Genomic DNA, 25,108 nt, shown 5'->3' with positions numbered 1-25,108 from the left:
TCTCTCAGAGGTGTTCGGGTGCGTCGATGCCGAGCAGGGACAGGCCGCCGGCCAGCACCGTCCCGGCGGCTTCGGCGAGGGCGAGCCGGGCGCGGTGGGCGGCCGAGGGTTTCTCGTCACCGACGGGCAGTGGTGGGCAGTCCGCGAGGCAGCGCAGAACGGTGTCCGCCGTCGTTTCGAGATGGCGCGCGAGCCGGTCGGGCGCGCGGTGGTGGCCGGAGGCCGCGAGCACGCGGGGGTGGTCCGCGAGAACGTCGAGCAGCGTACGGGCCGCGTCGCCGCCAGGCCCTTCCGGGGTCGCCGCCCGCGCCTCCGTGCCGGTGGCCGGGGTGAGGCCGAGGGCGCGCCCGCCGCGCAGCGCGGCCCGGGTGCGGGCGTGCGCGTAGCGGACGGTGAACAGCGGGTTGGTCTCGCGCTGGACGAGCAGGTGGGGTCCCGGCCGCGGGCGGTCGTGCGCCGCGGGGCGCAACTGGGCCCACCGCTCGGCGTCGCGGCCGAGCGCGGCGCGGCCGCACGCGGGGTCCGGGACGACCCGCACGGTCTCGGTGCCGCCTGGCGCGACGCCGGCGTCGGCGCCCTGGGCGCGCAGCAGGCGGACGACGGCGGCCGTCCACGTCGCGGCGCGCGCTTCGGTGGCCGGGGCGAACATATAGCGGCGGCCGGCCAGGTCGCTTCCGTGCCCGTAGCGCGCGCCGTCGGCGCGTATGCGTGCGAGCACGTGCTCGCCGGCCGGGGCGGCGAGCGTGACGTTCAGGAAGCCGGGGCCCGTGATGTCCACGCGGGCGATGCCGTGCGCGCCGGCGATCCGCCGGCCGAGCACCTCGGCGACCTCGCGCGGGGCGCGCCGTGCCTCGGCGGCGAGGCGCAGGGCCGCGTTCGTCGTCCAGTCGCCGCATCCGCCGGGGCGCGGGCGCTCGACGCGGACGCGGTCGGGGACCGTCACGCTGAGCTCGCCGTCGCGCACCGCGCGGCACACGGCGTGCCGGACGGTGAGGGAGAGCTCGGCGGGGGTCACGGGACAAGCGTATGGGAGGACCCGGTGGGTCCCGCCAGCCGGTTTCCCATCCGCGGGTTTCGCACCAGCGGGAACGCGGGGCGGGTGCCGTGTCTCACCGGCGGGCGCGCGGGGCGGGTGCCGCACCCTGGCAGACAGGGCGCACGTGCTCCCCCGCACCCGCGAGCCGCCGCACGAGGCGGACCAGCTGGGCCGGCTCGAAGGGTTTCGCCAGGAAGGCGTCGACGGACGCGCCGCGCGCGGATTCCGCTTCGTGCTGGGTGCCGGCGCTGATGAGCGCGAGCGGCAGGTGGCTGGTGCGCGGGTCGGCGCGCAGGACGGCCGCCGTCCGCAGCCCGTCGAGGCGTGGCATGACGACGTCGAGCGTGACGACGTCCGGGGCGGCCCGGTGCACGACCTCCAGGCATTCGACGCCGTCGGCGGCGGTCATCACCTCAAAACCCTCCAGTTCGAGGTTGACCCTGATCAGCTGCCGGATGACTCGGTTGTCGTCGACAACGAGCACCCTTCCGAACTCGCCTGACACAACTAGAGGGTAGGACGGGCCCGCGCACCGCGTCTGGTTTTTGCCGGTTTCCGGTTCCGGGGCCGGTTCCGCGGGCTCGCTCCCGGGGCGGTTCCGCTCGCGGCGCCACCGGGCCGTGCGCGGCGGTACGGGACCGGCCGCCGTCCCGTACCGCCGCGCGACCGGCTCAGCGGGCGCCGGGTTCCGTCCGGCCGGCCGCGCCGGCGGGCGTGCGGCCCCGCTCCCCGTCGAAGAACCGGTTGGCGGGGCGCGCGAGGCCGTAGTGGTCCCGCAGCGTCGTGCCCTCGTACTCGGTGCGGAACAGGCCGCGCTCCTGGAGGATCGGGACGACGCGGTCCACGAACGCCCCGAGGCCTGAGGGCAGCACGGCGGGCATGATGTTGAAGCCGTCGGCCGCGCCGCACGCGAACCAGTCCTCGATGGTGTCCGCGATCTGGACGGGCGTCCCGGCGAAGGTGCGGTGGCCGCGTCCGCCGCCGAGCCTGCCGATGAGCTGCCTGACGGTGAGCCGCTCGCGCCGCGCGAGGCCGACGATCAGCGTGTAGCGGCTCTTGGCGCCCTCGATCTCGTCCTCTTCCGGCAGCCCGTCCGGCAGTTCCCCGTCCAGGTCGAGCGCGGCGGGGTCGAGCCCGAGGGTCCTGGCGAGCTGCTGCTTGGCGTATTCGGGGACGATCAGCCGGTCGAGCTCGGCGTCGAGTTCCAGCGCCTCGGCCTCGGTGTCGCCGATGACGGGGACGATGCCCGGCAGGATCTTGACGGCCTGGGGGTCGCGGCCGAACGCGAGGGCACGGCGCTTGACGTCCTGGTAAAAGGCGATCGCCTCGTCGAGCGACTGCTGCGCGGTGAAGACGGCCTCCGCGTACCGGGCCGCGAAGTCCCTGCCGTCCTCGCTCGACCCGGCCTGGACGAGGAGCGGGTGGCCCTGCGGCGGGCGTGGGACGTTGAGCGCGCCCTCGACGCGGTAGTAGGGGCCCGCGTGGTCGATGCTCCGCACGCGCGCGGGGTCCGCGTGCACGCCGCGCTCCTTGTCGGCGACGATCGCGTCGTCGGCCCAGCTGTCCCAGAGCTTCTTCGAGACGTCGACGAAGTCGGCGGCGCGCTCGTAGCGCTCGCGGTGCGGCGGGGAGTCGTCGAGGCCGAAGTTGCGTGCGGCGTCGCCGCCGGCCGTCGTGACGATGTTCCAGCCGGCGCGGCCACCGGAGACGTGGTCGAGCGAGGCGAAGCGGCGGGCGAGGTTGTAGGGCTCGTTGTAGCTCGACGAGGCGGTGGCGATCAGGCCGATACGGCGGGTGGCGCCCGCGAGCGCGGTGAGCAGCACCGTGGGTTCGAGCTTGCCCGCGGGGCGGCGCCCTGGGTCGCCCGCCAGGACGGGGCTGTCGGCGAGGAAGACCGAGTCGAGGCAGCCGCGTTCGGCGATGCGGGCGAGGTTCTTGTAGTGCTCGATGTCCGTGCTCGCGTACGGGTCGGACTCGGGCAGGCGCCACGACGCCTCGTGGTGCCCGGTGGACATGAGGAACGCGTTGAGATGGAGGCGGGGTCGGTCGGCCTCGGGCATCAGCGGGGCTCCTTCGTCTTCGTCAGGTCGGGGCCGTCGGTCGCGGTCGCCCGGCCGGCGACGCCGAGGGCGGCGAGGAGGGTGTCGCGGAGGTTCTGGAAGCGCGGGTCCCGGCGGGTGCGCGGGGCGGGCAGCTCGACGGCGAGGTCCACCGCGATCCGGCCCTCGTCCAGCACGAGGACGCGGTCGGCGAGCTCGACGGCCTCGTCCACGTCGTGGGTGACGAGCAGGACCGCGGGCCTGTGCCGCTCGTACAGCTCGCGCAGCAGCGCGTGCATCTTGATCCTGGTGAGCGCGTCGAGTGCGCCGAAGGGCTCGTCGGCCAGAAGCAGTTCGGGTTCACGTACGAGGGCCCTCGCGAGGGCGGCGCGCTGCTGCTCGCCGCCGGACAGCTCGTGCGGCCAGGCGCGTTCGCGTCCCGCGAGGCCGACCTCCGCGAGGGCCGTCACCGACCGCGCGCGGGGGCCGGGCCCGGTGAGCCCGAGTGCCACGTTGTCGGCGACCCGCGCCCACGGCAGCAGGCGTGAGTCCTGGAAGGAGAGTGAGACCCGCTCGGTCACGTCCAACAGGCCCGAGCCGGCGACGCCGTCGTCGAGGCCGGCGACCGCGCGCAGGAACGTGGACTTGCCCGAGCCGCTGCGGCCGAGGAGCGCGACGAACTCGCCGGGCTCCAGCGCCAGGTCGATGCCGTGCAGCACGACACGGTCCCCGTAGCGGCGCACCACCTGCTCGGCGCGCAGGGCGTAGGAGGCGGGGGCGTCCGGCGCGGGCCGTTCGGGCCGTTCGGGGGCGGTCAGCCGGCCAGGGTGCGTCGCCATGACAGCGCCCTCCTCTCGGCGGCGCGCACGGCGGCGTCGGTGACGTACCCGAAGACGCCGTACACGACGAGGCCGACGATGATCACGTCGGACTGGGCGTACTGCTGGGCCTGGAACATCATGTAGCCGATCCCGCTGGTGGCGTTGATCTGCTCGACCACGACGAGGCCGAGCCAGGACGAGGTGACGCCGAGCCGCAGTCCTACGAAGAACCCGGGCAGCGCGCCGGGCACGACGACTTTCCTGACGAACTGCCACCTGGTCAGCCGCAGCACGCGGGCGAGTTCGACGTAGCGGCCGTCGATCGAGGTGAGGGACGTGTGGACGTTGACGTAGACGGAGACCGCGACGCCCAGCGCGACGACGACGACCTTCATCGACTCGCCGATGCCGAGCCAGAGGATCATCAGCGGCAGCAGCGCGAGTGACGGGATGGCCCGCTTGATCTGCAGCGGCCCGTCCACGAGGTACTCGCCGGTGCGGCTGAGCCCCGCGACGAGGGCGAGCAGCACGCCGGCGCCGACGCCGAACAGCAGGCCGAGTCCGGCGCGCTCCAGCGATACGAGGACGTTGCTCTGCAGCCGCCCCTGGGCGATCAGGTCGCCGGCGGTGGACAGGACGTCGCCGGGCCCGGAGAGGATGCGCGGGTCGAGCTGCCCGAGCGCGGATGCGGCCCACCAGACGGCGACGACGAGCACGGGCCCGATGAGCCGCCCGAACGGAAGGCCCTTCCCTGGCGCGAGGCGCCGCCGCGTGCGGGAGGCGGGTGCGCCGTGCCCGGCCGCCCCCGCCGCGGTTCGCCGCACCCGGGCGGCGAGCAGGGCGCCACGCCCCGGCGCGCCGCCGCGCCCGATCCCACGGCCCGGGGCGGGGCGGGCAGGTGCCGCGGCCCGGGGAGAGGCCGCGGCGCTCAAGGGCCCGGCGGGCGCGGCGCCGGGGGGACCGGTGGGGCCGGTGCGGTGATCCGTGTCGACGTCGGGGGCCTCGTGGACGTGGGTGGGGGTGTCCGCCATCTCATGCCTCCCTGTACGTCGCCGGGACGGCCGCCGCCGCGAGGTGCTCGAAGCGGTGGTCGAAGAGGGCTCCCGCGTCCGTCTTGGGGATGAAGCCGCCCGCCGTCAGCAGCGCGGACGTCTCCTCCTCCCACGCCACCGCCTTCGTCCAGCTCACCGGGAACACCGGCTTGCCGAGCGAGGAGACGATGCGCTTGCCGTCGGCGGCGGTGACGCCCTGGTCCTTGACGTAGTACGCGTCGATCCAGGCCTGTTCGTGCTCCCAGGCCCACACCGCGCCCTTCGCCCACAGGGGCACGAAGTCGCGGACGGCTGCCGCCTTCGCGGGGTCCGCCAGGACGTCCGTGGGCGCCCACAACACGTTGAGCAGGTCGAGCACGTCGGTGCGTACGGCGCGTGCGCCGTCCTTCGCGTACTGGTCCAGGTACTTCGTCAGCGTGGGCTCGCCCAGCGGTGCCACATCCACCTGCCGGGACTGCAGCGCGGTGAGGAACTGCGTGCTCGGCAGCGCCACGAGCGTCACGTCCTTCACCGACATGCCCCGCTCCTTGAGGGCGCGCAGCACGACCACCCCCTGCGCCTGGCCCTGGGAGAAGGCGATCCGCTTGCCGGCGAAGTCACCGGCGCTCGCGATGCGCGAGCCCGGCGCCGTGGCGAACCGGTACAGCGGGCGGTTCCTCACCTGGACAGCGACGATCCGGTTGGCGACGCCGATGGCGGCCGCCTGGAGGGGCGGGATGCCCGCGTTGTCGGCGAGGTCGATCGAGTGGGCGCGGAACCCCTGGATGATGTCGGGGCCCGCCCCGAGGTTCGGCCACTGCGCCACCGTGAACGTCAGCCGGTGCCCGAGCCCTGACCCGGCGAGTTGCAGCTGTGTCGGGCGGCTCGCGATGGCGAGTCTCGTGCCCGGCGGTGGCGCCCCCGAGGGGAGCGCCGTGGCGGGCGACGCGGCACTGACCGTACGGTTCGCGCCGGCGCACCCGGCCAGCGCGAGTCCGGCCCCGCCCACGAGGGACAGGAAGGAGCGGCGCTCGAAGGCGCGACGATTCATGGTCGATTGCACAGGCATGATTCCTTTTCCGTCATGATGACCCGCGGTGTCTCCGGGCCGGAAATCAATTCGTTTTCTCCGCTTCGCACGACAGAATTCACAGCGTGCGGTAGTCGCCGTCGTGGAAGACCAGCGGGCTGCTCTCCTCGTCCACCCACGCCTCCTCGACGCGCGCGATGACGATCCTGTGGTCGCCCGCGGGTACCGCCCGCTCGACACCCACCCGCAGCCATCCGGCGACGCCGTCGAGCAGCGGGTCGCCCGACTGGTGCCTCGACCACCGGGTCGGCGGGCCGAACCTGTCGATGCCTCTGGTGGCGAACCGGCGTGCCACTTCCTGCTGTTGGGCGGCAAGGAAGTTGATGACGACGCTCGGCGCGCGTTCGACGTGCGGCCAGGACGACGATCCGGTGCCGATGCCGAAGACCACGAGCGGCGGGTCGAGCGACAGCGACGTCAGCGATGTCGCCGTGAACCCCACGGGACCTCGGCCGGCGTCCGCGGCGATCACCACGACGCCCGCCGGGTGGTTCCTGAAGACGCGTCTGAAGAATTCAGGGGCTATTCCCGGCACGGTTGTGGACATGGGTCTCCCTCGAAGGAAAGTGAATGCCGAAAGGCCACGAGCGGATCGGACAACTGGCGTCCGAGATCTCATGGATCCATCATCCGGCGCTTTTTCGGGCCCGGTCAACAATGCAACTCTTTGAATTAAGTCCGGTTATTGGGAAATTGCTCCAACGGGTCCGTGTAGAGGGCGTGCAGCGCCACCGCGCTGCCCGCCGTGGCGAGTACCGATCGCGGGAAACTGCTGGGCACGACGACGCGCTGCGCGTCCGCGGTGCCCAGCGAGCGCGAGCACCTGGCCGCCTCGCGGCGCAGCGCGCCGAGGCAGCGAGGAAGGCGGCAGGACCCGGGCTCGACGACCACGAGCACCGCGGGGTCGAACAGGTCGACGAGCAGCGCGGCTGCGCGGCCGGCCAGCCGCGCCCGCCGCACGAACAGCGCGAGCGCACGAAGTTCTCCGGCGAGCGCGGCGTCGAGCAGGGCGCGGAACGACGGCACGGGCAGCCCGGCCGCGGCGGCGCGCCCCAGCATCGCCCGCTCGGACGCCTCGGCGCTCAGGCAGCCGTACCCGCCGCAGACGCACCGCATGGGGGTTTCGCCGCGCTCCACCCCCACCGGAAGGTGGGCGACCCCGCCCGACCCGGCGCGCGGCCCCTCGTGCACGGCTCCGCCGGTGCTGAACGCGGCGTCCACCACGGCCCCGACGAACAGCACGACGGCGCTCGCGCGGGCCGCGGTGCGTACGGCGGGCTCGCCGAAGAGCTGCTCCGCGCGGGTCAGTGCCCGCACGTGGCTGTCCACCTCGACGGGCAGACCGCTCGCGGCTTCGAGCCGCGCGCGCACGGGCACGTCCTGCCAGCCGAGCAGCGGGTGGTCGAGGACCACGCCGGCCGCCGGGTCCACGCGGTACCCGGTGGCCACGCCGAGCGCCGTCACGCGGCGGCCGTCCGCATGGCGGTCGACGAATTCCGGGATGTGGGCCGCCAGGGGTCCGAGTACCCGCTCGGGCGTGCGGCCGGGCGCCGGCGGGTGCGGCAGTCGTTCCTGACCCACCACCCGGCCGCGCAGGTCGGTGAGTGAGAGCGTCGAGCACGCGACGCCGATGTGCGCGCCCGCCGCCAGCGGCCCGTCCTGCTCGATCTCCATCGGTACGTGCGGGCGGCCGAGCCCGCGCGGCCCCGCCGTCTCGGGGGCCTGCCTGATCAGCCCGCGGTCGAGCAGCCGCGCGCAGTGGCCCGTGACGGAGGCGGGCGAGAGCCCGGTGAGCCGCGCCACGGTCGAGCGCGCGACGGGCCCGTGGTCCAGCACGGCGCGCAGCACGGCGCCGGCGCCCGGCGCACGACGCGGCGCCGGCAGGGCGGTGGCCGCCGCCGCGGCTTCGGCCCTGCGCAGCGGCGCGGTGGGACGCAGGCGGGGAGGGCGCGCAGAAGGATCGGTTCTGTCCACAAGGGCCTTCCAGGTCCTGAAGGGTTTGACGTACTCCCCCGCCTGCCTGGCGGCGGGAGCCGTGCGAGTCCTCAGACCTGGTGACACGCGGCGGAGCACACGCGCTTGAGGTCCACATGACCCCGCGTCGTCAGGTGCGTCGTCCGCTGCATGGGGAGCAACGTAGCCGGGGCGTGGGGCAGTCCTCAAGACCCGCCCGCATCCTGGACGCCCCGTCTCACCGTCGCGCGCACGGCGAGCCGTACGGACACGGCGCCGGGGAAGGAGAAGTCTGTGTCTGCCCACCCCGCCCTGCAGAAAGGTCTTGAGGACGACTCATGGAGCGCTCATCCCACACCCCGGTCCCGTCGAGTGCCGTGTCGGGGGCGCCCTGCTGGGTGAGCCTGATGACGCACGACCTCGGGTCGGCGCAGGACTTCTACGGTGCGGTGCTCGGCTGGCGCTTCCGCCCCATGGCGCTCGGCGAGGAGTTCGCCGTCGCGATCGCCGAGGACGGGACGCCCGCCGCGGGCATCGGCGCGATCGCGACCAGCCTGCGCGCGGCGGTCGCCTGGGTCCCCTACTTCGCGGTGGCCGACGCGGACGACACGGCGGCCCGGATCCGCGAGCGCGGGGCCACCGTGGCGGTGGGCCCGCTCGCGATGACGATGGGACGTGCGGCGCTGGCCGCCGACCCGCACGGTGCGACGTTCGGCTTCTGGGCCGGCATGACGATGCCGGGCTGGGCCGTCGGGCGCGGCGGCGCGCCGGCCACGCTGCGGCTGCGCACGCGCGACGCGTTCGCGGCGGCCATCTTCTACGGCGAGGTGTTCGGCTGGGCCGGGGAGTCCGGCTCCGTCGTCGACGTCCGCTACGAGCAGGACCACGTGCGCGTGGAGGAGGGCGGGCACAGCGTCGCCGAGCTGTACGGGGGGGCGCTGGAGAGCCCGCCCGACCCGCACGTTCGGCCGCGCTGGGAGGTGCACTTCCCGGTGCGCGACGTCTCCGCTGCGGTCGGCGCGGCGCAGGCCGCGGGCGGCTCGGTCGTGGTGCCCGCGGCGCGCGACGCCGCGCACGACGCGGCGCTCGTGGCGACGCTGCGGGGCCCGGACGGGGGCCTGTTCACGGTGACGTCAGCCTGACGGCCGGGCCCGCCGAGCCGCCTCGTGCGGTCAGAGGCCGCACTCCCGCTTGACGTACTGGGCGAGTTGTTCGTGTGTCGCGTACCAGAGGTCGTACTGCCCCATGTGGTCGAGCAGTTCGCGCAGGACGGCGAAGCGTGAGCGGTGGCCGACGACGTGCGGGTGCATGGTGAGCTGGAAGAGGCCGCCCTCCTCCAGCGCCAGGTCGAACTCGTCCCGCCACAGGGACAGCACGCCGCGCGGCGGGGTGTAGGGGCGTGAGGAGGTGTAGCGGTCCATGGTGAAGTACGGCGCGTCGTCGCGGATCCACTCGACCGGGATCTCCACCATGCCGGTCGGCTCGCCGTGGTCGAGGATCTCGTAGGGCTCGTCGTCCGCCATCAGCGACGAGTCGTACAGCAGGCCGAGCTCGCGCGAGATGGCCAGCGTGTTGTCGGAGAAGTCCCAGGACGGGGTCCTGATGCCGACCGGGCGCTTGCCACTGAGCGTTTCGAGCGTGTCGGCGGCGCGGAAGGTCAGTTCGCGTTCGTCGGCCCCGGCGAGCTGCATGTTCCGCTCGTGGATCCAGCCGTGGAGCGCCACTTCGTGGCCGTCCTCGACGTATGCCCGCACCTCTTCGGGGTGCAGCAGGCCCGAGACCGCCGGCATGAAGAACGTGGCCGGGACCGACCGGTCGCGCAGCAGGCGCAGGATGCGGGGCACGCCCGTGCGCGAGCCGTACTCGCCCTGGGAGAGCTTGCCCGGCTGGGTCTCGTCGTTCCTCAGCGGGATCGTCTCGTGGTCGGAGTCGAACGAGAGCGCCACGGCGGCCCGCGCGCCGCCCGGCCAGCGGGCGGGGCGCAGCGGCCTGCCCGCGCGTACCGCGCCGACGTGGCCGCGCCACGTCGCCTCGTCCCACTGCCAGGGTTCCCGCTCCGTCGCGCTCATCGCCGCTGCCCGCCTCTCCGGTTCGCTCCCCCGCGATTCTGGCACGGCCGTTTCCGGCCGCGGGGCCGGACCGCGGGCGGTCGTCGAAGAGCCGGAGAGCTGCCCTCCGGCCCCCCTGGGTCCGTGTTCGCCGGCCGCTCCGTAATTGGTCATATGAACGCCACGGATCAGATATAGTTGTGTGAGGCAAGCACTTGTATGACTCATGCACTTGCATGACACAGCCACGGGAGGGCAGGGCATGAGCGGCGTGCCCCCGCAGCACAGCTCCGGCACACCGTGCTCCCCGCCGGGGGGCGCCGCGTGGACGGATCACACCTCGCAGCTGGCCGAGGGGATGGAACGGCTGCTTCACCTGTTCCTCAAGTCGCGCCAGCAGATGCTCGACAAGGCGCGCAAGGATGTCGACTGGTCGACCTTCCTGCTGATGAGTGCCGTGGTGGCGCAGGGGCCCGTGCGCGTCAAGGAGCTCGCCGAGCTCGTGCAGTCCGACCCCTCGACGGTCAGCAGGCACGTCGCCCAGCTCGTACGGGACGGGTTCCTCGAACGCCACGCGGACGCCGGCGACGGGCGGGCGAGCCTGCTCACCGCGACCGCCAAGGCGCGCGAGGCCGTCGACGAGCGCAAACAGCGCAGGAACCTGCACTACGACCACATGCTGCGCGACTGGGCGGACAGCGAGCGCAGCCAGCTCGCCGCGCTGCTGTCCCGCTTCGTCGACGACTTCCTCACTTACAAGACAGAACTCGCCGATTCCGACTGGACTGACGTCCGTCCGGCGACCCGAAAGGAAACGACTCCATGACGTCCACCGCCGACGCCGCGTCGGCCAACGCCGGTCCTGGCAGCCCCGAGAAACCCGGGCCGACCGGCTACACGCACCGCCAGATCATGGTGATCCTCTCCGGCCTGATGATGGGCATGTTCCTTGCGGCGCTGGACCAGACCGTCGTCTCGACAGCCATCTACAAGATCGGTGAGAGCCTCAACGGCCTCACGGCGCAGGCGTGGGTGACCACCGCGTTCCTCATCACGTCGACGATCGCCACGCCGCTCTACGGCAAGCTCTCCGACCAGTACGGGCGCAAGCCGTTCTTCATCTTCGCGATCTCGGTGTTCGTCCTGGGGTCGGCGCTGTGCACCTTCTCGACCTCGATCTACATGCTCGCCGCGTTCCGCGCGTTCCAGGGCATCGGCGCGGGCGGCCTGATGTCGCTCGCCCTCACGATCATCGGCGACATCATCCCGCCGCGTGAGCGCGCGAAGTACCAGGGCTACTTCATGGCCGTCTTCGGCACGTCCAGCGTGCTCGGCCCGGTCATCGGCGGCGCCCTGGCCGGCGCGGACACGGTCGCCGGCATCGACGGCTGGCGCTGGATCTTCCTCATCAACGTGCCGATCGGCATCGCCACCCTCGTCGTCGTGACGAAGGTCCTCCACCTCGACCACGTGCGCCGCGACCACCGCATCGACTACCCGGGCGCGATCTCGCTGATGGTCGGCCTCGTGCCGCTGCTGATCGTCGCGGAGCAGGGCAGGACGTGGGGCTGGAGCTCCACCGGCTCGCTCTCCTGCTACCTCATCGGCGGCGTCGGCATCGTCGCGTTCATGCTGTCGGAGCGGCGCGCGGGCGATGACGCCCTGCTGCCCCTGCGGCTGTTCCGCAACCGCATGTTCGCGCTGGGCACCGCGCAGTCGTTCATCATCGGTATCGGTATGTTCGGCGGCATCACGCTGATCCCGCTCTACCTCCAGCTGGTGAAGGGCAACTCACCCACCAAGGCGGGCCTGCTGACGCTGCCGCTCGTGCTCGGCATCATGCTGCTGTCGCTGGTCTCCGGCCAGATCACGTCCCGCACGGGCAAGTACCGGATCTTCCCGATCATCGGCTGCTTCCTGCTGGTCGTCGGCATGCTGATGCTGTGGCGCATGACGGCCGACAGCGGTCTCGTCTACATCGACGCCTCGATGTTCGTCGTGGGCGCGGGTCTCGGCCTGAACATGCAGACGATCGTCCTCGCGATGCAGAACGCGGTGCCGCCGCGCGACATCGGCGTGGCCACGTCGTCCACCACGTTCTTCCGCCAGATGGGCGGCACGGTCGGTGTCGCGGTCTTCCTCTCGATCGTCTACTCGATCGTGTCCGGCAAGATCGCGGACGCCTTCGCCTCCGCGCAGCACTCGCCCGCCTTCCAGCAGGCCGCGAAGGCGCACCCGGACCAGCTGAAGTCGATGACGCACGCCGGTTCCGGCGCGCTCAACGACACGTCGTTCCTCTCGAAGCTGGACCCGACACTCGCGCACCCGTTCAAGGTCGGCTTCACGGACGCCATTTCGGTGGCCTTCCTCGTGGGCGCGGCGGTACTCGTCATCGCGCTGCTGCTGTCGGCGCTGATCAAGGAGGTCCCGCTGCGCACCACGGCGGGCGCTTTCACCAAGGAAGAGGAGCCCAACCCCAGCGCCGCGTGACGGCGCACGCATGACGGGACGGCCGGGCCCGCGCCGACGGGGCCCGGCCGTGAGTGGTTGGCTACGGGCGTGCGAAACGACAACGACGCGCTCCTGGTCGAGGAGCGGACGGCCGACGACCTCGCCGCGTGCGTGCGCGTGCTCGCCGACGTGCACGCGCAAGGCGCCTACCCGCTGGACTGGCCGGGCGACCCGGCCGGATGGCTCGCCCCCCAGGCGCTGGACGCGGCATGGGTGGCGCGGGACGCCGCGAGCGGCGAGGTGGTGGGCCATGTGGCGCTGTGCCGCGCCACGCCCGACGACCTCGCGGCCGCGCTGTGGTGCGCGGCCGAGGGCGCGGACCTGACGCGGACGGCGGTGGTCAGCCGGCTGTTCGTCTCCCCCGCCGCGCGGGGCAGGGGCGCGGGCGCTCTGCTGGTGCGGCGGGCGGCCGCGGCGGCCAGGGCGGCACACCGGCAGCCGCTGCTCGACGTCGTGGAATCCGACGTGGCGGCGCGCGCGCTGTACGAACGCCTCGGCTGGCGCCTGCTGGCGACCGCGCGGCAGGTGTGGGACGGGGGCCGCACGGTCACGCTCCACTGCTTCGCGGCAGGCGGGCAGCCGTAGCGTCCGCGGCGCGTGACGCGTGGTCGCGCAGCCAGGACAGGATCAGCTCGAGACGGTGCACGCGGTGGTCGGGGCGGCCCGTGGTCGCGAAGCCGTGGGACGCGCCCGGGTAGCGGGCGAGCACCACCTCGTGCCCCGTCCGCCGCAGCGCCGCGTAGAACTGCTCGGACTGCTCGACGGGGCAGCGCTGGTCGCTCTCGCCGTGGATCAGCAGCAGCGGCGTCGTGACGGCGCGCGCGTGCGCGAGCGGCGAGCGGTCCCAGAGCTCCGCGGCGCCTGCCGCGTCCAGGACGTCCGCGCCGCCGAACTCGTGGCGGTTGACGGTGAACCCGTTGTCCGAGGTGCCCGCCTTGGACACGAGGTTGGACAGGGAGCGCTCGGAGACGGCGGCGCGGAAGCGGCCCGTCCTGGTGAGCGTCCAGTTGGTGAGGTAGCCGCCGTAGCTGCCGCCCGCCAGGTAGAGGCGGTCGGGTGCGGCCACGCCCGTGGCCACCGCCAGGTCCGCGAAGGCGCTCAGGTCGTCGACGTCGCCGCGTCCCCAGGCGCCCACGCTCAGCGCCCTGAACGGGGTGCCGCGGCCCGCGCCGCCCCGCACCTCGGGCAGCAGCACGTGGAACCCGGCGGCGACGTAGCTCTGCGTCTCCAGGTCGAAGGCGTTGCCGTAGACCATGTGCGGGCCGCCGTGCACCCGCAGCAGCAGGTCTCCGCGTGCGCCGTGCGGCGAGCGGTAGAGCAGCCCGCGCAACGGGAGGCCGTCCGCCGAGGTGGTGGTCACCTCCTCGGGCGCGACGGGCCGTGCCGCCCGTGCCCACGCGGTGTTGAACGACGAGACGCGCCGCCCCGCCACGTACAGTTCGGCCGGCTGCGTCGCCGATTCGAGGCACGCGGCCGTAACGCCGTCCCTGACGGCGAAGTCCACGACGGACCGTCCCGCCGGGGTGATCCGGCGGGCCGTGCCGTCCGCGCCGCCCTCGTACAGGGCGACCTCGCCCGCCGTCGTCACGGCGAAGACGATGCGCTCCCCCGCCGTCGCGAGCAGCCGGGGCGCGCCCACCGGACGCGCGTCGGCGAGCAGTGCGCGCTCGCACTCCAGGTCCTGGCCGGGGAAGGCGGGACGCCCCTCGTCCGCCCACCACACGCGCGGCGGCTCGACGCTGTGGCCCGCCACGCCGCTGGCGAGCGCGACGGGACGGCCCGACGCGGTGACCGCGAGGGCGCGCACGAGTGAGGGGCACCGCCACACCGGCGCCTCGCCGCCCGTGGCCAGGTCGTGCCGCCACACCTGGGTCGCGGGGTGCGACTCGTCGCTGTGGCGCGGGCGCGCCGCGTAGAACACCCCGCCCCTGCCGTCGGGCGCCAGGCAGCCGAGGCGCGCCTGCTCGCCGCCCGCGCGCAGCAGGCGCGGCGCGCAGGCCGTGCCGTCGCGGGGGATCCGCAGCAGCCACAGCTCGTCGAGGGGCTCGACGGGCCCGGCGGCGCCGTCGTTCTTGTAGCGCAGCCAGTCCACCACCACGGGCGCGGACGCCCGGGACGGGGCCTGAGGTCTGGCGTGGAGCGCGAGCAGGTGCTCGTCGTCGAGCCAGGCGAACTCGGCGGGGCTGCCGTCCGGCGCGCCGTCCAGCGGCGCGGGCTCGCCGCCGCACGCGGGTACGAGCCACAGCCGCCGCGTGCCGTCGCGGTCGCTGCGGAAGGCTACGCGGCTGCCGTCGGGCGCGATCGCGGGCGCGGTGTCGGACCAGGCGCCTTCGCCGCCGGTGAGGGGAGAGGGCGCGGTGCCGGGGGGCGTGGCGAAACGCCAGAGCCTGCTGGTGTAGCGCTCCCTGCCCGCGTCCACGCCCTGTACGGCCGCGACGCTCCAGCCGCCGCCGGGTGCCACATCCGGCGCCCCGACCAGCGCGAGCGCGGCCAGGTCGTCAGGGACGATGCCCCGCACGGGCGCCTCCTCGCCACTCATGCGCGCCCTCCCCCGCCGGCCGTGGCGGACTCGAACTCCGCCTTCGCGCGCTCCAGCGACTCGGGCCGCGTGAACAGCGAGGTGACCACGGCCGCGAGCATCGCTCCCCCGTCGAGCACGGCGGCGTCCGCCTCCTTGCCCGCCGCACCCGCCGCGAACTCCCGCGTGTGCAGGGCAGCGCCCGGCACCGCGCACACGTACGGGTGCAGGGCGGGCAGGAGTTGGCTCACGTTGCCCATGTCCGTGGAGCCCGCGGGCCCTGCCCAGCCGCTGCCCGGAGGGATCGGCCGCCCCAGCGCGCCGAACGCCTCGGCCGCGAGATCCGCGAGCACCGGGTTGGCGAGCACCGGGTCGTAGGCGGGCGCCACCTCATCGAAGGTGTACGACGTGCCCGTGGCGATGGCAGCGCCCCGCACACAGTCGCGTACGGCGTCGAGCAGCCGCCCGCGCAGGTACCCGCTGTCCAGGGAGCGGACGAACAGCTCGACCCTGGCGCGCTCCGGGATGATGTTGATCGACTGCCCGCCCTCCGCCACGCGCGCGTGGATGCGGGAGTCCGGGGTGGTCTGCTGGCGCAGCAGCCCGATCGCGACGAGCAGCAGGGTGGCGGCGTCGAGGGCGTTCCTGCCGCCCTCGGGCGCCGCGGACGCGTGCGAGGCGCGCCCGGTGAAGACCGCTTCCAGGGAGAGGCGGCCCAGGTTCGTGCGCGCCACCGCGTCGTACCCGGCGGCGTGTGCCATGACGGCCGCGTCGACGCCGTCGAGCGCGCCCGCGTCGATCAGCCGCGCCTTGCCGCCGCCGCCCTCCTCGCCGGGGCTGCCGATCACCAGCAGCCGCCCGGGGCTGCCGCGCTCGGCCATGAGCGCCGCCGCGGCCAGGGCGGCCCCCGCGCCGGCGGCCGCGATGACGTTGTGGCCGCAGCCGTGGCCGAGCCCGGGCAGCGCGTCGTACTCGCAGAACACCGCGACGGTGGGGCCGTCCCCGGCTTCGCCGCCGAAGTCGCGGGTGGCGCGGAAGGCCGTGTCCAGGCCGCCGATGCCCGCCTCGACGGTGAATCCGTGCGCGCCGAGCAGCGCGCGCAGCCGCCCCGCCGCCGCGTGCTCCTCGAACCGCGGTTCGGGATCGGCGTGGATCGCGTGGCTCAGCGCCAGCAGTTCGCCCCGCAGCTCCTCGGTGCGGGCGCGTGCCTCGGCCGCGAGGCGCCGCACCGCACCGCCGTCCCCGTACGCGTTGCCCGTCATGCCGCCACCTCCGCCGTCTCGGCGTAGTGGCACGCCACCGTCCGCCCCTCGCCGCCCACAGGACGCAGGCTCGGCTCCTCGGCCCGGCAGCGGTCCGTCGCGAGGGGGCAGCGCGTCGAGAACACGCACCCCTTGGGCCGGTCGAGCGGGCTCGGCAGGTCGCCGGCCGACACGGCGGCGCGCCGCTGCTCGTCGCGGCCCTGCCTGCGCGCACGCGGCCTGGGCACGGTCGCCAGCAGGAGCTGGGTGTACGGGTGGCGCGGATCCGCGAACAGCGTGGACGTCGGGCCCTGTTCGACGACGCGCCCGAGGTACATGACGGCGGTCTCGTGCGCGAGATAGCGCACGAGCGCGAGGTCGTGGCTGATGAACAGGTAGGCGAGGCCGAGTTCCCGCTGCAGCCGCCCGAGCAGGTTGACCACCTGAGCCTGTACCGACACGTCGAGCGCGGACACCGCCTCGTCGCACACCACGAACCTCGGTTCGAGGGCCAGGGCGCGTGCGATGGCCACCCGCTGCCGCTGCCCGCCGGACAACTCGTGCGGGTGGCGCTGCGCGTAGGCGGCGCCCAGGCCCACCAGGTCGAGGAGTTCCGCGACGGTGCGCGCGCCGCCGGGCCCGCCGAGCGGCACGCCGTGCACCCTGGCCGGCTCGGACAGGATCCGCTCGACGGTCATCCGGCCGTTGAGCGCGTCGTAGGGGTCCTGGGAGACGGGCTGGATGTCCCGGCGCAGCAGCCGCAGTTCCTTCTTCGACAGCAGCGCCACGTCCCGCCCGCCGACGGTGACCGTGCCCTCGCTGGGGCTTTCGAGGGCCAGCAGCAGCCGCCCGGTGGTCGACTTGCCGCAGCCCGACTCACCGACGACGGCGACGATGCGGCCCGCGCCGACGGACAGGTCGACACGGTCCACGGCGGTCAGTGTGCGGCGGCCCGCGCGCGTGCGCACCGTGTAGCGCTTGGTGAGGTTGTCGGCCCTGATCAGCGGGGCGCCGGTCGTCTCGCGGCCCGCCACGGCCTGGGGTCGCTGCGTCATGGCGTGCCCTCCTCGTCGGGGGTGCGGCCGCCTTCCGCGGCCGCGGTGTGTTCCGGGTACCAGCACGCGGCGGCGGAACCGCCTGGCGTGATGACGGCCGGCGGCGGCTTCTGCCCGCACTTCTCGCGCGCCTTCGGGCACCGGTCGCGAAACGGGCAGCCCTCGGCGCGCTCGCCGAGCGGCGGCACCCGGCCGGGGATGGTGGGCAGTTCGCCCGCGAGCGGGGCGTCCGGGTCGGGCACCGAAGCCAGCAGGGCGGCGGTGTACGGGTGGTGGGGGCGCTGGAGTACCTCGTCGAGCGGGCCGGACTCCACGACGCTGCCCGCGTACATGACGACCACACGATCGGCGATCTCGGCGACCACGCCCATGTCGTGCGTGATGAAGAGCACGGCCGCGTCCCGCGTCGACTCCCGCAGCAGGGCGAGCACTTGAGCCTGGACGGTGACGTCGAGCGCTGTGGTGGGCTCGTCGGCGACGACGAGGTCGGGCGAGCCGGCCAGTGCGATCGCGATCATCACGCGCTGCCGCATGCCGCCGGAGAGCTGGTGCGGGTGGCTGCGGGCCCGCACGGCGGCGTCGGGGACGCCCACGGACGTCAGCAGTTCCACGGCGCGTGCGCGGCGGGCCGCCCTGCCGTGGGTGCCGTGGATGGCCATGACCTCCTCTATCTGGGCGCCCACGGACATCAGCGGGTTCAGCGCGGTCGCCGCGTCCTGGAAGATCATGCTGACCTTGGCGCCGCGCAGCGGGCGCCACTGCCGCTCGCTCCTGCCGACGAGCTGGAGCCCGTCGAGCACGGCGGAGCCGGTGACGGTGGCGCTGCCCGGCAGCAGCCCGCTGAGCGCGAGGGCGCTGAGCGTCTTGCCGCAGCCCGACTCGCCGACGACGGCGACCGTTTCGCCGCGGCGCGCGGTCAGGGTCAGCCCGTCCACGGCGTCGAGTCCCGGCCCGAAGGAGACGCGCAGGTCGCGCACGTCCAGGACGGTGTCCCCGATGCGTGCGGGTGCGGGCGAGGTGTCGGGTGCCGTCGTCACAGCGGCCACCCCAGGGCGTCGGTGGGGACGTCGAGCGCGGCGGGCTCGCGCGGCGCCGTCTTGGCGTGGTGCGCGGCCAGTTCGCCCGCCGTGCCGATCCAGATGTCTGCGAACTCCTTGGCATCGCTGAGGAGTTGCCGCAGCCACAGGACGCGCGCCGGGCGCCCGGACTGCCAGGGGTGCATGGTCAGGTTCACCAGGCTGCCCGTCTCGCGGGCCCCGGCGAGCTCGGCGTGCCACGCGTCGTACAGGTCGGCCGCGCCGTAGGGCGGGCGGGTCTCGCCGCCGCCGGTGTAGCGGTAGTACACGGCGTCGTCGGTGGCCCAGTCGACGGGGATCTCGACGAGTTCGCCGATGCGGTACGGGCGGTCGTCGCCCATCACCGAGCTGTCGTAGGCGAGTCCGAGTCCTGCGAGGATGTCGAACGAATCGGGCGCCATGCGGAAGCTGGGCGAGCGGTAGCCGGTGGGCGCGGTGCCGCTGATCTCGCCGAGCAGGTCGCGTGCACGGGTCAGGGTGGAGCGCAGTTCGGCGTCGTCCAGGTAGGCGGGCGGCTCGTGGCACCAGCCGTGCAGGGCGAGTTCGTGCCCCGCTGCGTGGATCTCCTCGACCGCGGGGCGGTAGGTCCGCGCGATCCAGCCGGGCACGAAGAACGTGGCGCGCACGCCGGCGCTCTCCAGCGCGTCCAGGATGTTGTGGACGCCGCGGCGCGGCCCGTACCGCCGCTGCTCCAGCTCGGCGACGTCGCCCGGCGGGTCGTTCCGCAGCCGCCACAGCAGCGGCGACTCGCCGTCGAAGTCGAACGTCACGCACAGTCCGGCGCGGCGGCCGTCGGGCCATGGGTAGGTGGCGGTCATCGGCCGTCCTCCTTTTCCGGTGCCGTGGGTGGGGGCGTGTAGTCGCCTGCGGTACGGCCGCCGTCCACCGCGAGGGTGGTGCCTGTCACGAAGGACGCGTCCTCGGAGGCCAGCCACAGCACGGCCGCCGGGGCGTCGCCTGGCCCCGAGGTGCGGCCGAGCGGGATCCTGTCGCGCATGCCGCGTATGTGCGCGTCGGTGAGCGCGCTGACCTCGCTGCCCGGCGCGAACCCGGGCTGGACGGTGTTGATCCGGATGCCGTGCCGTGCCACTTCCAGCGCCATGGAGCGGGTCAGCGTCTCCACGGCTGCCTTGCTCGCCGCGTACACCGAGCCGGTCGGACCGGGGCGTACGGCGGCGCCGGACGAGATGTTGACGATGCGGCCGCGCACGCCCGCGCTGGTCATGGCGCCGATCGCGCGGCGCGACAGCTCGTACGGCGCGACGACGTTCACGTCGAGGATGCGCCTGACCTCGTCGGGCCCGGTGGTGGCGACGGGTGTGCGCGGATACAGGCCCGCGTTGTTGACCAGCACGTCCGGCGCCTGCCAGGTCTCCGCGACGGCGTCGCCGAGGCGTCCGAGGTCCCCGGCGTCGGCGAGGTCCGCGGCGAGGTGCCGGGTGCCGAGGCGCTTCGCCAGCGCGGCGAGCGGTTCCGGGCGGGCGTCGGTGAGCAGCAGGTCGGCCCCGGCCGCCGCGAACGCCTCGGCGATCCACGTGCCGAAGATCCCGGCGGCACCCGTCACCACCACCCGCGTGCCGTTGAATTCGTCCCGGTAGTCGCGCACGGTCATGCCTCCTGTGAAGTGCCGGACGGGGCAGTGGAAGACGGGAGTGTGGGGGACGGGGCCGCCGAATCAGTGGCGCCGCCGGGGCGCAGCCACCCGGGCGCACGGCCGGCGCCCCTCGGGCCGCGCCTGCGAAACGGCTTCCTCGACACGCTGCGGGTGGGGTCGAGCCGGTCGCGCACGGCGTCGCCGAGCAGGTTCACTGCCAGGACGAGGCCGAACAGCGCGAGACCCGGGAAGGTGACGAGCCACCAGGCCGAGGCGACGTAGTTCTGCCCGTCGGAGAGCATCGAGCCCCACGACGCGGTGGGCGGCTGGACGCCGAGGCCGATGAACGACAGCGACGCCTCGAACACCACCATCAGGCCGAGTTCCAGGGTCGCGACGACCACGGCGAGCGGCAGCACCTCGGGCAGCACGTGCCGGGTGACGATCCACCGGCCCGGCGCGCCGACCGCCACCGCGCCGCGCACGAAGCCGCGCTCCCGGGTCTCCAGGACGCCGGCATAGGCGATGCGCGTGTAGCGGGGCCAGCGCACCAGCGCCAGGCAGATGACCACGTTGACCAGGCTGGGGCCGAGCACGGCCACCACCAGGATCGCCAGCAGGAAGAACGGCACCGACAGCGCGATGTCCGCGACGCGCATCACGACCACGCCGACCCAGCCGCGGTACCAGCCCGCGAGCACGCCGACGAGCACGCCGAAGGCGCCGGAGACGACGACCGTGGCCGCCGCGACGGCGATCGACACGCGGGAGCCGTAGAAGGCGCGGCTGAGCACGTCACGGCCGAGCGCGTCCGTGCCCAGCAGGTGGAAGTGGCCGTGGACGGTGGTGAACGGGCCGCTCAGGCGGGCCACCAGGTCCGCGTGGTTCGGGTCGAACGGGGAGATCAGCGGCGCGCACAGCGCCACCAGCACGTACAGGACCACCACCGCGGCGGGGATCAGCCCCCGCCGCCGCCCCGCCCGGCCGGTCGCCTTCTGGCCGCTCATGTCCCGGCCCCCTTTCCGAGTGTGCTGATGCGCGGATCGAGGAACGCGTACGCGAGGTCCGTCACGAGGTTCACCACGATGTACACGAGGGCCGCGAGGATCACGATGGCCTGGACGAGGGGGAAGTCCCGGCCGTCCACCGACTGCACGGTGAGCTGGCCGAGCCCGGGCCAGGCGAAGATCAGCTCGGTCACCACCGAGCCGCCCAGCAGGTTCGCCACTTCCAGCGCGAGGACGGTCAGGATCGGCACGGACACGTTGCGGGCGAGGTGGCGCACCACCAGCCGGGCCGTGCCCGCGCCCTTGGAGCGCGCGGTGCGCACGTAGTCGCGGCCGAGTTGCTCCAGCACGGCGCCGCGCGTGATGCGGGCGACGGTCGCGGCGGACAGCGAGGCCAGTGTCACGGCGGGCAGGATCAGCGAGGTGACGCCGCCGTAGCCGGTGGAGGGCAGGATGCGGAAGGTGACGGAGAACAGCAGGATCAGCAGGATGCCCGTCCAGAACGCAGGCATGGCCTGCCCGACGAGGACGACGGGCATCAGGACGCGTTCGGGCCAGCGGCCCCGGTTCAGCGCCATCACCATCCCGGCGCCGACGCCGAACACCACCGAGAGGAACAGCGCGGACAGCGCCAGGTCGATGGTGTAGGGAACGCGCTGGCCGATGAGGTCGAGCGCCGGCTGGTGCTGGACATAGGAGTACCCGAGGTCGCCGTGCAGGAGCCCGTCGAGGAAGTTCAGGTACTGGTGCCACACCGACACGTCGAGCCCCAGCTGCCTCCGCAGCCGCGCGATGTCCGCGGCCGTGGCGCCCTGCGGCGCCAGCAGCCTGGCCGGATCGCCGGAGAGCCTGAGGGCGAAGAAGACGGCCGTGGTGACGCCCCACAGGGCGATGAGCGCCTGGCCGAGGCGCGTGCCGAGGTACCCGGCGGCGGTGGCCACTGCTCCTCGGTTCATGGTGTGAACCTCATGTCGGCCACGTAGAAGCTCTGCTGGGCATCGGGATGCCACAAGAGCCGCTTGTTGGCCCCGTAGATGGAGTAGATCTGGAAGAGGCCGACGCCCGGCGTGTCCTTGTCGAGGATGCCGTAGGCCTTGGCGTAGAGGCGGTCGCGTGCCACCGGGTCGATGGTCCTGCGCGCCTTGTCGACGAGCGCGTCGAAGTCGGGGTTGTGGTACGAGCTCCACACCGTGCCGCTGCGGAACAGCGGGTAGGCCACGCCGTCCGCGTCGAGGCAGGAGCAGGACCACTGGCCGAAGCGGATGGAGCCCCAGTCGTGCGCGGGGCTCTGCACCTTCTTGAGGTAGGTGGCCTGGTCGGAGTTGACGATGGAGACCTTGAGACCGGCGTCCTGGATGTTCGCCTGGATGACCTGCACGATCTGTGGGTCGTACGTGGGCGACGTGGCCATCACCACGGTCTTGCCCGCGGCGCCGGCCTCCTTGATGAGCGCCCGGGCCTTCGCCGGGTCGTACGTGTAGGGGGCGAGCTGCTTCGGATAGCCGACGGCGAGCGGTGTGAGCACGCTGTCCACGCGCTTGCCGTAGCCCTGCTCCAGCGCGCTGATCAGGGCCTTGTAGTCGATGGCCAGGCTGATGGCCTGCCGCACCCGCGGGTCGTCGGTCGGGCCGCCCTTGATGGTGTTGAAGGCCAGGTAGCTGACGCGTTCTGTGGGGGCGGACAGCACCTTGAGGTTGCTGGCGGACTTCATCTGGATGGCCGTGTCCGGCGTCATCCCGTCCGCGATGTCCGCCTTGCCCGACGTCAGGTCCGCGACGCGGCTCGCCGGGGACGGCACGGCGCGGAACGTGACGCGCCGGATGGGCGGCTGCGCGCCCCAGTAGGACTCGTTGCGCCGCAGCACGACCTGCGAGCCGGGGATCGCGGAGACGAAGCTGTAGGGCCCCGAACCCATCGGCCGCACGTTGAACCGGTCGTTGCCGACCTTCTTCACGTACGCCTCAGGCACGACCGAGAGCGTGGTGAGGTACGTGAGCAGGGTCGGGGACGGGTACTTGGTCCTGATGGTCAGGGTGTCGCCATGGCCGGTGGCCGAGGCGATGGCGGAGAAGTTGGCGTACTGCTGGCTGCCGAACTTCGGGTCGAGTATCCGCTGGATGCTGAACGCGGCGTCGGCTGCGGTGAGTCTGCTGCCGTCGCTGAAGCGGACGTCGTCGCGCAGGGTGAACACCCAGGTGGTGGGGGTCGTGCGGCGCCAGTGCGTGGCCAGCCAGGGTATGGGCTTGTTGGTCTTCGGGTCGCGGTGCAGCAGCTGGTCGAAGATGTTGCGGTAGACCGAGTACGAGTCGGTGTCGTACTGGAGCCCCGGGTCGAGGCTCGACGGGTAGCCGGCCAGGTCCGCCGTGAGCCGGGCGGACCCGGGGGCCGAGCCGCCGGTGGTGGTGGGCAGCGCGCAGGCGGTCAGTGACGCGGCGAGCAGCGCCGCGAGACCGCCGAGCGCCGCTGCCCGGGGCGCCCGGAGCCCCCGGAACGCGGTGCGTGTCCGGGTGGTCCGGGGTTGCCGGGGAGCGCGCATGGTTCGTCTCCTGCCGGGATGTGCCGGTGGGTTGCCGCCGCTCGGGCGGTCAGCCGGCCGACGGTGTCGGTATGCGGGAGTCGACGGCGAGCGTCGGGACGTCGACCGTGACGGTCTCGGGGTACTTGATGCCGGCGCCGGTGTTGAGCACGACCGTGCGGTCGCCCTCACGCAGCCAGCCCGAGGCCCTCAGCCGCTTGGCGGCGGCCATGCAGGCCGCGCCCTCGGGGCAGATGAACGCGCCTTCGTGGCGGGCCAGTTCGGCCTGCTCGGCGAGGAGTTCCGCGTCGCTGACGGCGATCGCGGTGCCCTCGGTGGCGCGTACCGCCTCCAGCACGAGGAAGTCGCCGAGCGCCTTGGGCACGGTGATGCCGAAGGCGACGGTGTGCGCGTCGGGGAACGGCACGCTCTCGTCCTTGCCGGCCTCGTACGCCTCGACGATGGGCGCGCACCCCTCGGCCTGCACGGCGACCAGGCGCGGCAGGTCGCCCTTGAGCCAGCCCAGCTCGCGCATCTCCAGCAGGGCCTTGTAGATGCCGATGTGGCCGACGCCGCCGCCCGCCGGGTAGAGGATCACGTCGGGGGCGTGCCAGCCGAGCTGCTCGACGATCTCGTACCCCATGGTCTTCTTGCCCTCCAGCCGGTAGGGCTCCTTGAGCGTGGAGACCTCCTGGTAACCGGTGCGCTCGGCGACGGCGGCGGCCACGAGCTTGCCCGCGTCGCCGATCAGGCCGTCCACCAGGTAGAGCTCGGCGCCGGCCACGACGCACTCGGCCCGGGTGATCGCCGGCGCGTCCACGGGCATGGCGATCAGGCTCTTCATCCCGGCGCGCGCCGCGTACAGGGCCCAGGCGGCGCCCGCGTTGCCGTTGGTCGGCATGGCGACGCCGGTGACGCCGAGCTCCTTGGCCCGGGAGACCCCGGCGGCGGCGCCGCGCGCCTTGAAGGTGCCGGTGGGCACCAGGCCCTCGTCCTTCATCAGCAGGCCGGGTACGCCGATGGCCGCGCCGTACGACGGCAGGGGCAGCAGCGGGGTCATGCCCTCGCCGAGCGACACGATGTTCGCCTCGTCCCTGACGGGCAGCACCTCGTGGTAGCGCCAGAGGTCGGCGGGGCGGGTGGCGATGTCGGCGGGCGTGACGGTGGCCGCGACCTGTTCGAGGTCGTAGCGCGCGAGCAGCGGCGCTCCGGCGTCGCTCACGCCCTGGACCTGGTCGGCGTCGTAGCGCTTGCCGGTCTTGGAGCATTCGAGGTGGCTGAGGGCGGAGTGCGGCATGGGTCTCCTCGTAGGGACGGGCAGGAGTGGTTTGGATTTTGGATTCAAATCATGGGCCCGTCAAGGGTCTGTCTCAACCCTTGTCGGGATGCCCAAACCCCGCGGCGGGCAGGCGACGCCCGCACCGTGCGACCGCCCCATTCGGGCCCGAGGGCGCGCCGTGCGGGCCCCGGGGTTCCCGCCGGGCCGCAGCGGGCGCGGGGACACCGGCCCCGGGGCGACCGGATAGGCACCCGCCGGGCCGTGGCGGGCGGACACGTCCGCGCAGCGGGGCGC

General features: G+C 73.6%; 23 protein-coding genes. 4 read left to right on the top strand and 19 right to left on the bottom strand.

Annotation, left to right across the window (positions count from 1 at the left end; genetic code table 11):
* Positions 1 to 4: 4 nt before the first annotated feature.
* The 8 genes from nrtL to IH48_RS0105455 all read right to left on the bottom strand — a co-directional run bounded on the left by nrtL (position 5) and on the right by IH48_RS0105455 (position 7,991).
* Entirely contained in the window at positions 5 to 1,015 is a 1,011-nt protein-coding gene (gene nrtL, locus IH48_RS0105490) for an ArgS-related anticodon-binding protein NrtL (RefSeq protein WP_030899834.1), read from the bottom strand.
* A gap of 94 nt (positions 1,016 to 1,109) precedes the next feature.
* Complete coding sequence (locus IH48_RS0105485; protein ID WP_051839220.1) at positions 1,110 to 1,541, bottom strand: response regulator; 432 nt, start codon at positions 1,539 to 1,541, stop codon at positions 1,110 to 1,112.
* A 166-nt stretch (positions 1,542 to 1,707) separates the two neighbouring features.
* Positions 1,708 to 3,096 carry an LLM class flavin-dependent oxidoreductase gene (locus IH48_RS0105480; protein ID WP_051839219.1) on the bottom strand — a complete coding sequence of 463 codons (1,389 nt, stop codon included), beginning with the start codon at positions 3,094 to 3,096 and terminating at the stop codon, positions 1,708 to 1,710.
* Positions 3,096 to 3,914, bottom strand: a complete 819-nt coding sequence (locus IH48_RS0105475; protein ID WP_030899824.1) for an ABC transporter ATP-binding protein — start codon at positions 3,912 to 3,914, stop codon at positions 3,096 to 3,098. The genes IH48_RS0105480 and IH48_RS0105475 overlap by 1 nt, the downstream gene beginning before the upstream one ends.
* Complete coding sequence (locus IH48_RS0105470; protein ID WP_234434142.1) at positions 3,890 to 4,927, bottom strand: ABC transporter permease; 1,038 nt, start codon at positions 4,925 to 4,927, stop codon at positions 3,890 to 3,892. The genes IH48_RS0105475 and IH48_RS0105470 overlap by 25 nt, the downstream gene beginning before the upstream one ends.
* A 1-nt stretch (position 4,928) precedes the next feature.
* Positions 4,929 to 5,996 (bottom strand): ABC transporter substrate-binding protein, encoded by a 1,068-nt coding sequence (locus tag IH48_RS0105465; protein ID WP_051839214.1) that lies wholly within the window; start codon positions 5,994 to 5,996, stop codon positions 4,929 to 4,931.
* A 79-nt stretch (positions 5,997 to 6,075) separates the two neighbouring features.
* Positions 6,076 to 6,564, bottom strand: coding sequence for a flavin reductase family protein (locus IH48_RS0105460; RefSeq protein ID WP_030899817.1), 489 nt, complete (start codon positions 6,562 to 6,564; stop codon positions 6,076 to 6,078).
* Positions 6,565 to 6,689: 125 nt separating this feature from the next.
* Positions 6,690 to 7,991 (bottom strand): ROK family transcriptional regulator, encoded by a 1,302-nt coding sequence (locus tag IH48_RS0105455; protein ID WP_030899813.1) that lies wholly within the window; start codon positions 7,989 to 7,991, stop codon positions 6,690 to 6,692.
* Between the two features lie 317 nt (positions 7,992 to 8,308).
* On the opposite strand from IH48_RS0105455, the gene IH48_RS0105450 reads away from it, so the two are divergent.
* A complete protein-coding gene (locus tag IH48_RS0105450) occupies positions 8,309 to 9,112 on the top strand; it encodes a VOC family protein (RefSeq protein ID WP_030899810.1) in 804 nt (267 codons plus the stop codon).
* Between the two features lie 30 nt (positions 9,113 to 9,142).
* Here IH48_RS0105450 and IH48_RS0105445 read toward each other — a convergent pair whose 3' ends face one another.
* Positions 9,143 to 10,039, bottom strand: coding sequence for a polysaccharide deacetylase family protein (locus tag IH48_RS0105445; RefSeq protein ID WP_030899807.1), 897 nt, complete (start codon positions 10,037 to 10,039; stop codon positions 9,143 to 9,145).
* A gap of 241 nt (positions 10,040 to 10,280) precedes the next feature.
* Between IH48_RS0105445 and IH48_RS0105440 the strand changes: the two genes are divergently transcribed.
* The 3 genes from IH48_RS0105440 to IH48_RS0105430 all read left to right on the top strand — a co-directional run bounded on the left by IH48_RS0105440 (position 10,281) and on the right by IH48_RS0105430 (position 13,114).
* Positions 10,281 to 10,844, top strand: coding sequence for a MarR family winged helix-turn-helix transcriptional regulator (locus IH48_RS0105440; protein ID WP_051839212.1), 564 nt, complete (start codon positions 10,281 to 10,283; stop codon positions 10,842 to 10,844).
* Positions 10,841 to 12,508: an MDR family MFS transporter gene (locus IH48_RS0105435; RefSeq protein ID WP_051839211.1), complete on the top strand. Its 1,668-nt coding sequence runs from the start codon at positions 10,841 to 10,843 to the stop codon at positions 12,506 to 12,508. Before IH48_RS0105440 ends, IH48_RS0105435 begins: the two co-directional genes overlap by 4 nt.
* Positions 12,509 to 12,577: 69 nt before the next feature.
* On the top strand, positions 12,578 to 13,114 hold the full coding sequence (locus IH48_RS0105430) for a GNAT family N-acetyltransferase (RefSeq protein WP_030899799.1): 537 nt from the start codon (positions 12,578 to 12,580) through the stop codon (positions 13,112 to 13,114).
* Here the strand turns inward: IH48_RS0105430 and IH48_RS0105425 are convergent.
* From IH48_RS0105425 to IH48_RS0105380, 10 genes are read right to left on the bottom strand one after another with little or no spacing between them, the layout of a single operon-like run.
* Positions 13,077 to 15,068, bottom strand: a complete 1,992-nt coding sequence (locus IH48_RS0105425; protein WP_030899796.1) for an alpha/beta hydrolase family protein — start codon at positions 15,066 to 15,068, stop codon at positions 13,077 to 13,079. The two genes, IH48_RS0105430 and IH48_RS0105425, sit on opposite strands and share 38 nt — an antisense overlap.
* The gene (locus tag IH48_RS0105420) at positions 15,065 to 16,309 is read right to left on the bottom strand and encodes a M20 family metallopeptidase (RefSeq protein ID WP_051839210.1); all 1,245 of its coding nucleotides are present in this window, start codon (positions 16,307 to 16,309) and stop codon (positions 15,065 to 15,067) included. Before IH48_RS0105420 ends, IH48_RS0105425 begins: the two co-directional genes overlap by 4 nt.
* Positions 16,306 to 17,343 carry an ABC transporter ATP-binding protein gene (locus IH48_RS0105415; RefSeq protein WP_051839208.1) on the bottom strand — a complete coding sequence of 346 codons (1,038 nt, stop codon included), beginning with the start codon at positions 17,341 to 17,343 and terminating at the stop codon, positions 16,306 to 16,308. Before IH48_RS0105415 ends, IH48_RS0105420 begins: the two co-directional genes overlap by 4 nt.
* The gene (locus IH48_RS0105410) at positions 17,340 to 18,380 is read right to left on the bottom strand and encodes an ABC transporter ATP-binding protein (protein ID WP_078849524.1); all 1,041 of its coding nucleotides are present in this window, start codon (positions 18,378 to 18,380) and stop codon (positions 17,340 to 17,342) included. Before IH48_RS0105410 ends, IH48_RS0105415 begins: the two co-directional genes overlap by 4 nt.
* Positions 18,377 to 19,237 (bottom strand): polysaccharide deacetylase family protein, encoded by an 861-nt coding sequence (locus IH48_RS0105405; RefSeq protein ID WP_051839206.1) that lies wholly within the window; start codon positions 19,235 to 19,237, stop codon positions 18,377 to 18,379. The genes IH48_RS0105410 and IH48_RS0105405 overlap by 4 nt, the downstream gene beginning before the upstream one ends.
* Complete coding sequence (locus IH48_RS0105400) at positions 19,234 to 20,031, bottom strand: SDR family NAD(P)-dependent oxidoreductase (protein WP_051839203.1); 798 nt, start codon at positions 20,029 to 20,031, stop codon at positions 19,234 to 19,236. The genes IH48_RS0105405 and IH48_RS0105400 overlap by 4 nt, the downstream gene beginning before the upstream one ends.
* Positions 20,028 to 21,020, bottom strand: coding sequence for an ABC transporter permease (locus IH48_RS0105395; RefSeq protein WP_078849501.1), 993 nt, complete (start codon positions 21,018 to 21,020; stop codon positions 20,028 to 20,030). Before IH48_RS0105395 ends, IH48_RS0105400 begins: the two co-directional genes overlap by 4 nt.
* Entirely contained in the window at positions 21,017 to 21,976 is a 960-nt protein-coding gene (locus IH48_RS0105390; RefSeq protein ID WP_030899774.1) for an ABC transporter permease, read from the bottom strand. Before IH48_RS0105390 ends, IH48_RS0105395 begins: the two co-directional genes overlap by 4 nt.
* A complete protein-coding gene (locus IH48_RS0105385; RefSeq protein ID WP_051839201.1) occupies positions 21,973 to 23,556 on the bottom strand; it encodes an ABC transporter substrate-binding protein in 1,584 nt (527 codons plus the stop codon). The genes IH48_RS0105390 and IH48_RS0105385 overlap by 4 nt, the downstream gene beginning before the upstream one ends.
* 49 nt (positions 23,557 to 23,605) lie before the next feature.
* On the bottom strand, positions 23,606 to 24,832 hold the full coding sequence (locus IH48_RS0105380) for a threonine synthase (RefSeq protein ID WP_030899769.1): 1,227 nt from the start codon (positions 24,830 to 24,832) through the stop codon (positions 23,606 to 23,608).
* Positions 24,833 to 25,108: the final 276 nt, after the last annotated feature.

Origin of the sequence: Streptomyces sp. NRRL F-5126 (assembly GCF_000721265.1) — a bacterium.
In the GTDB taxonomy this organism is placed as follows: domain Bacteria; phylum Actinomycetota; class Actinomycetes; order Streptomycetales; family Streptomycetaceae; genus Streptomyces.
This window is presented reverse-complemented; position numbering and strand designations above follow the sequence as displayed.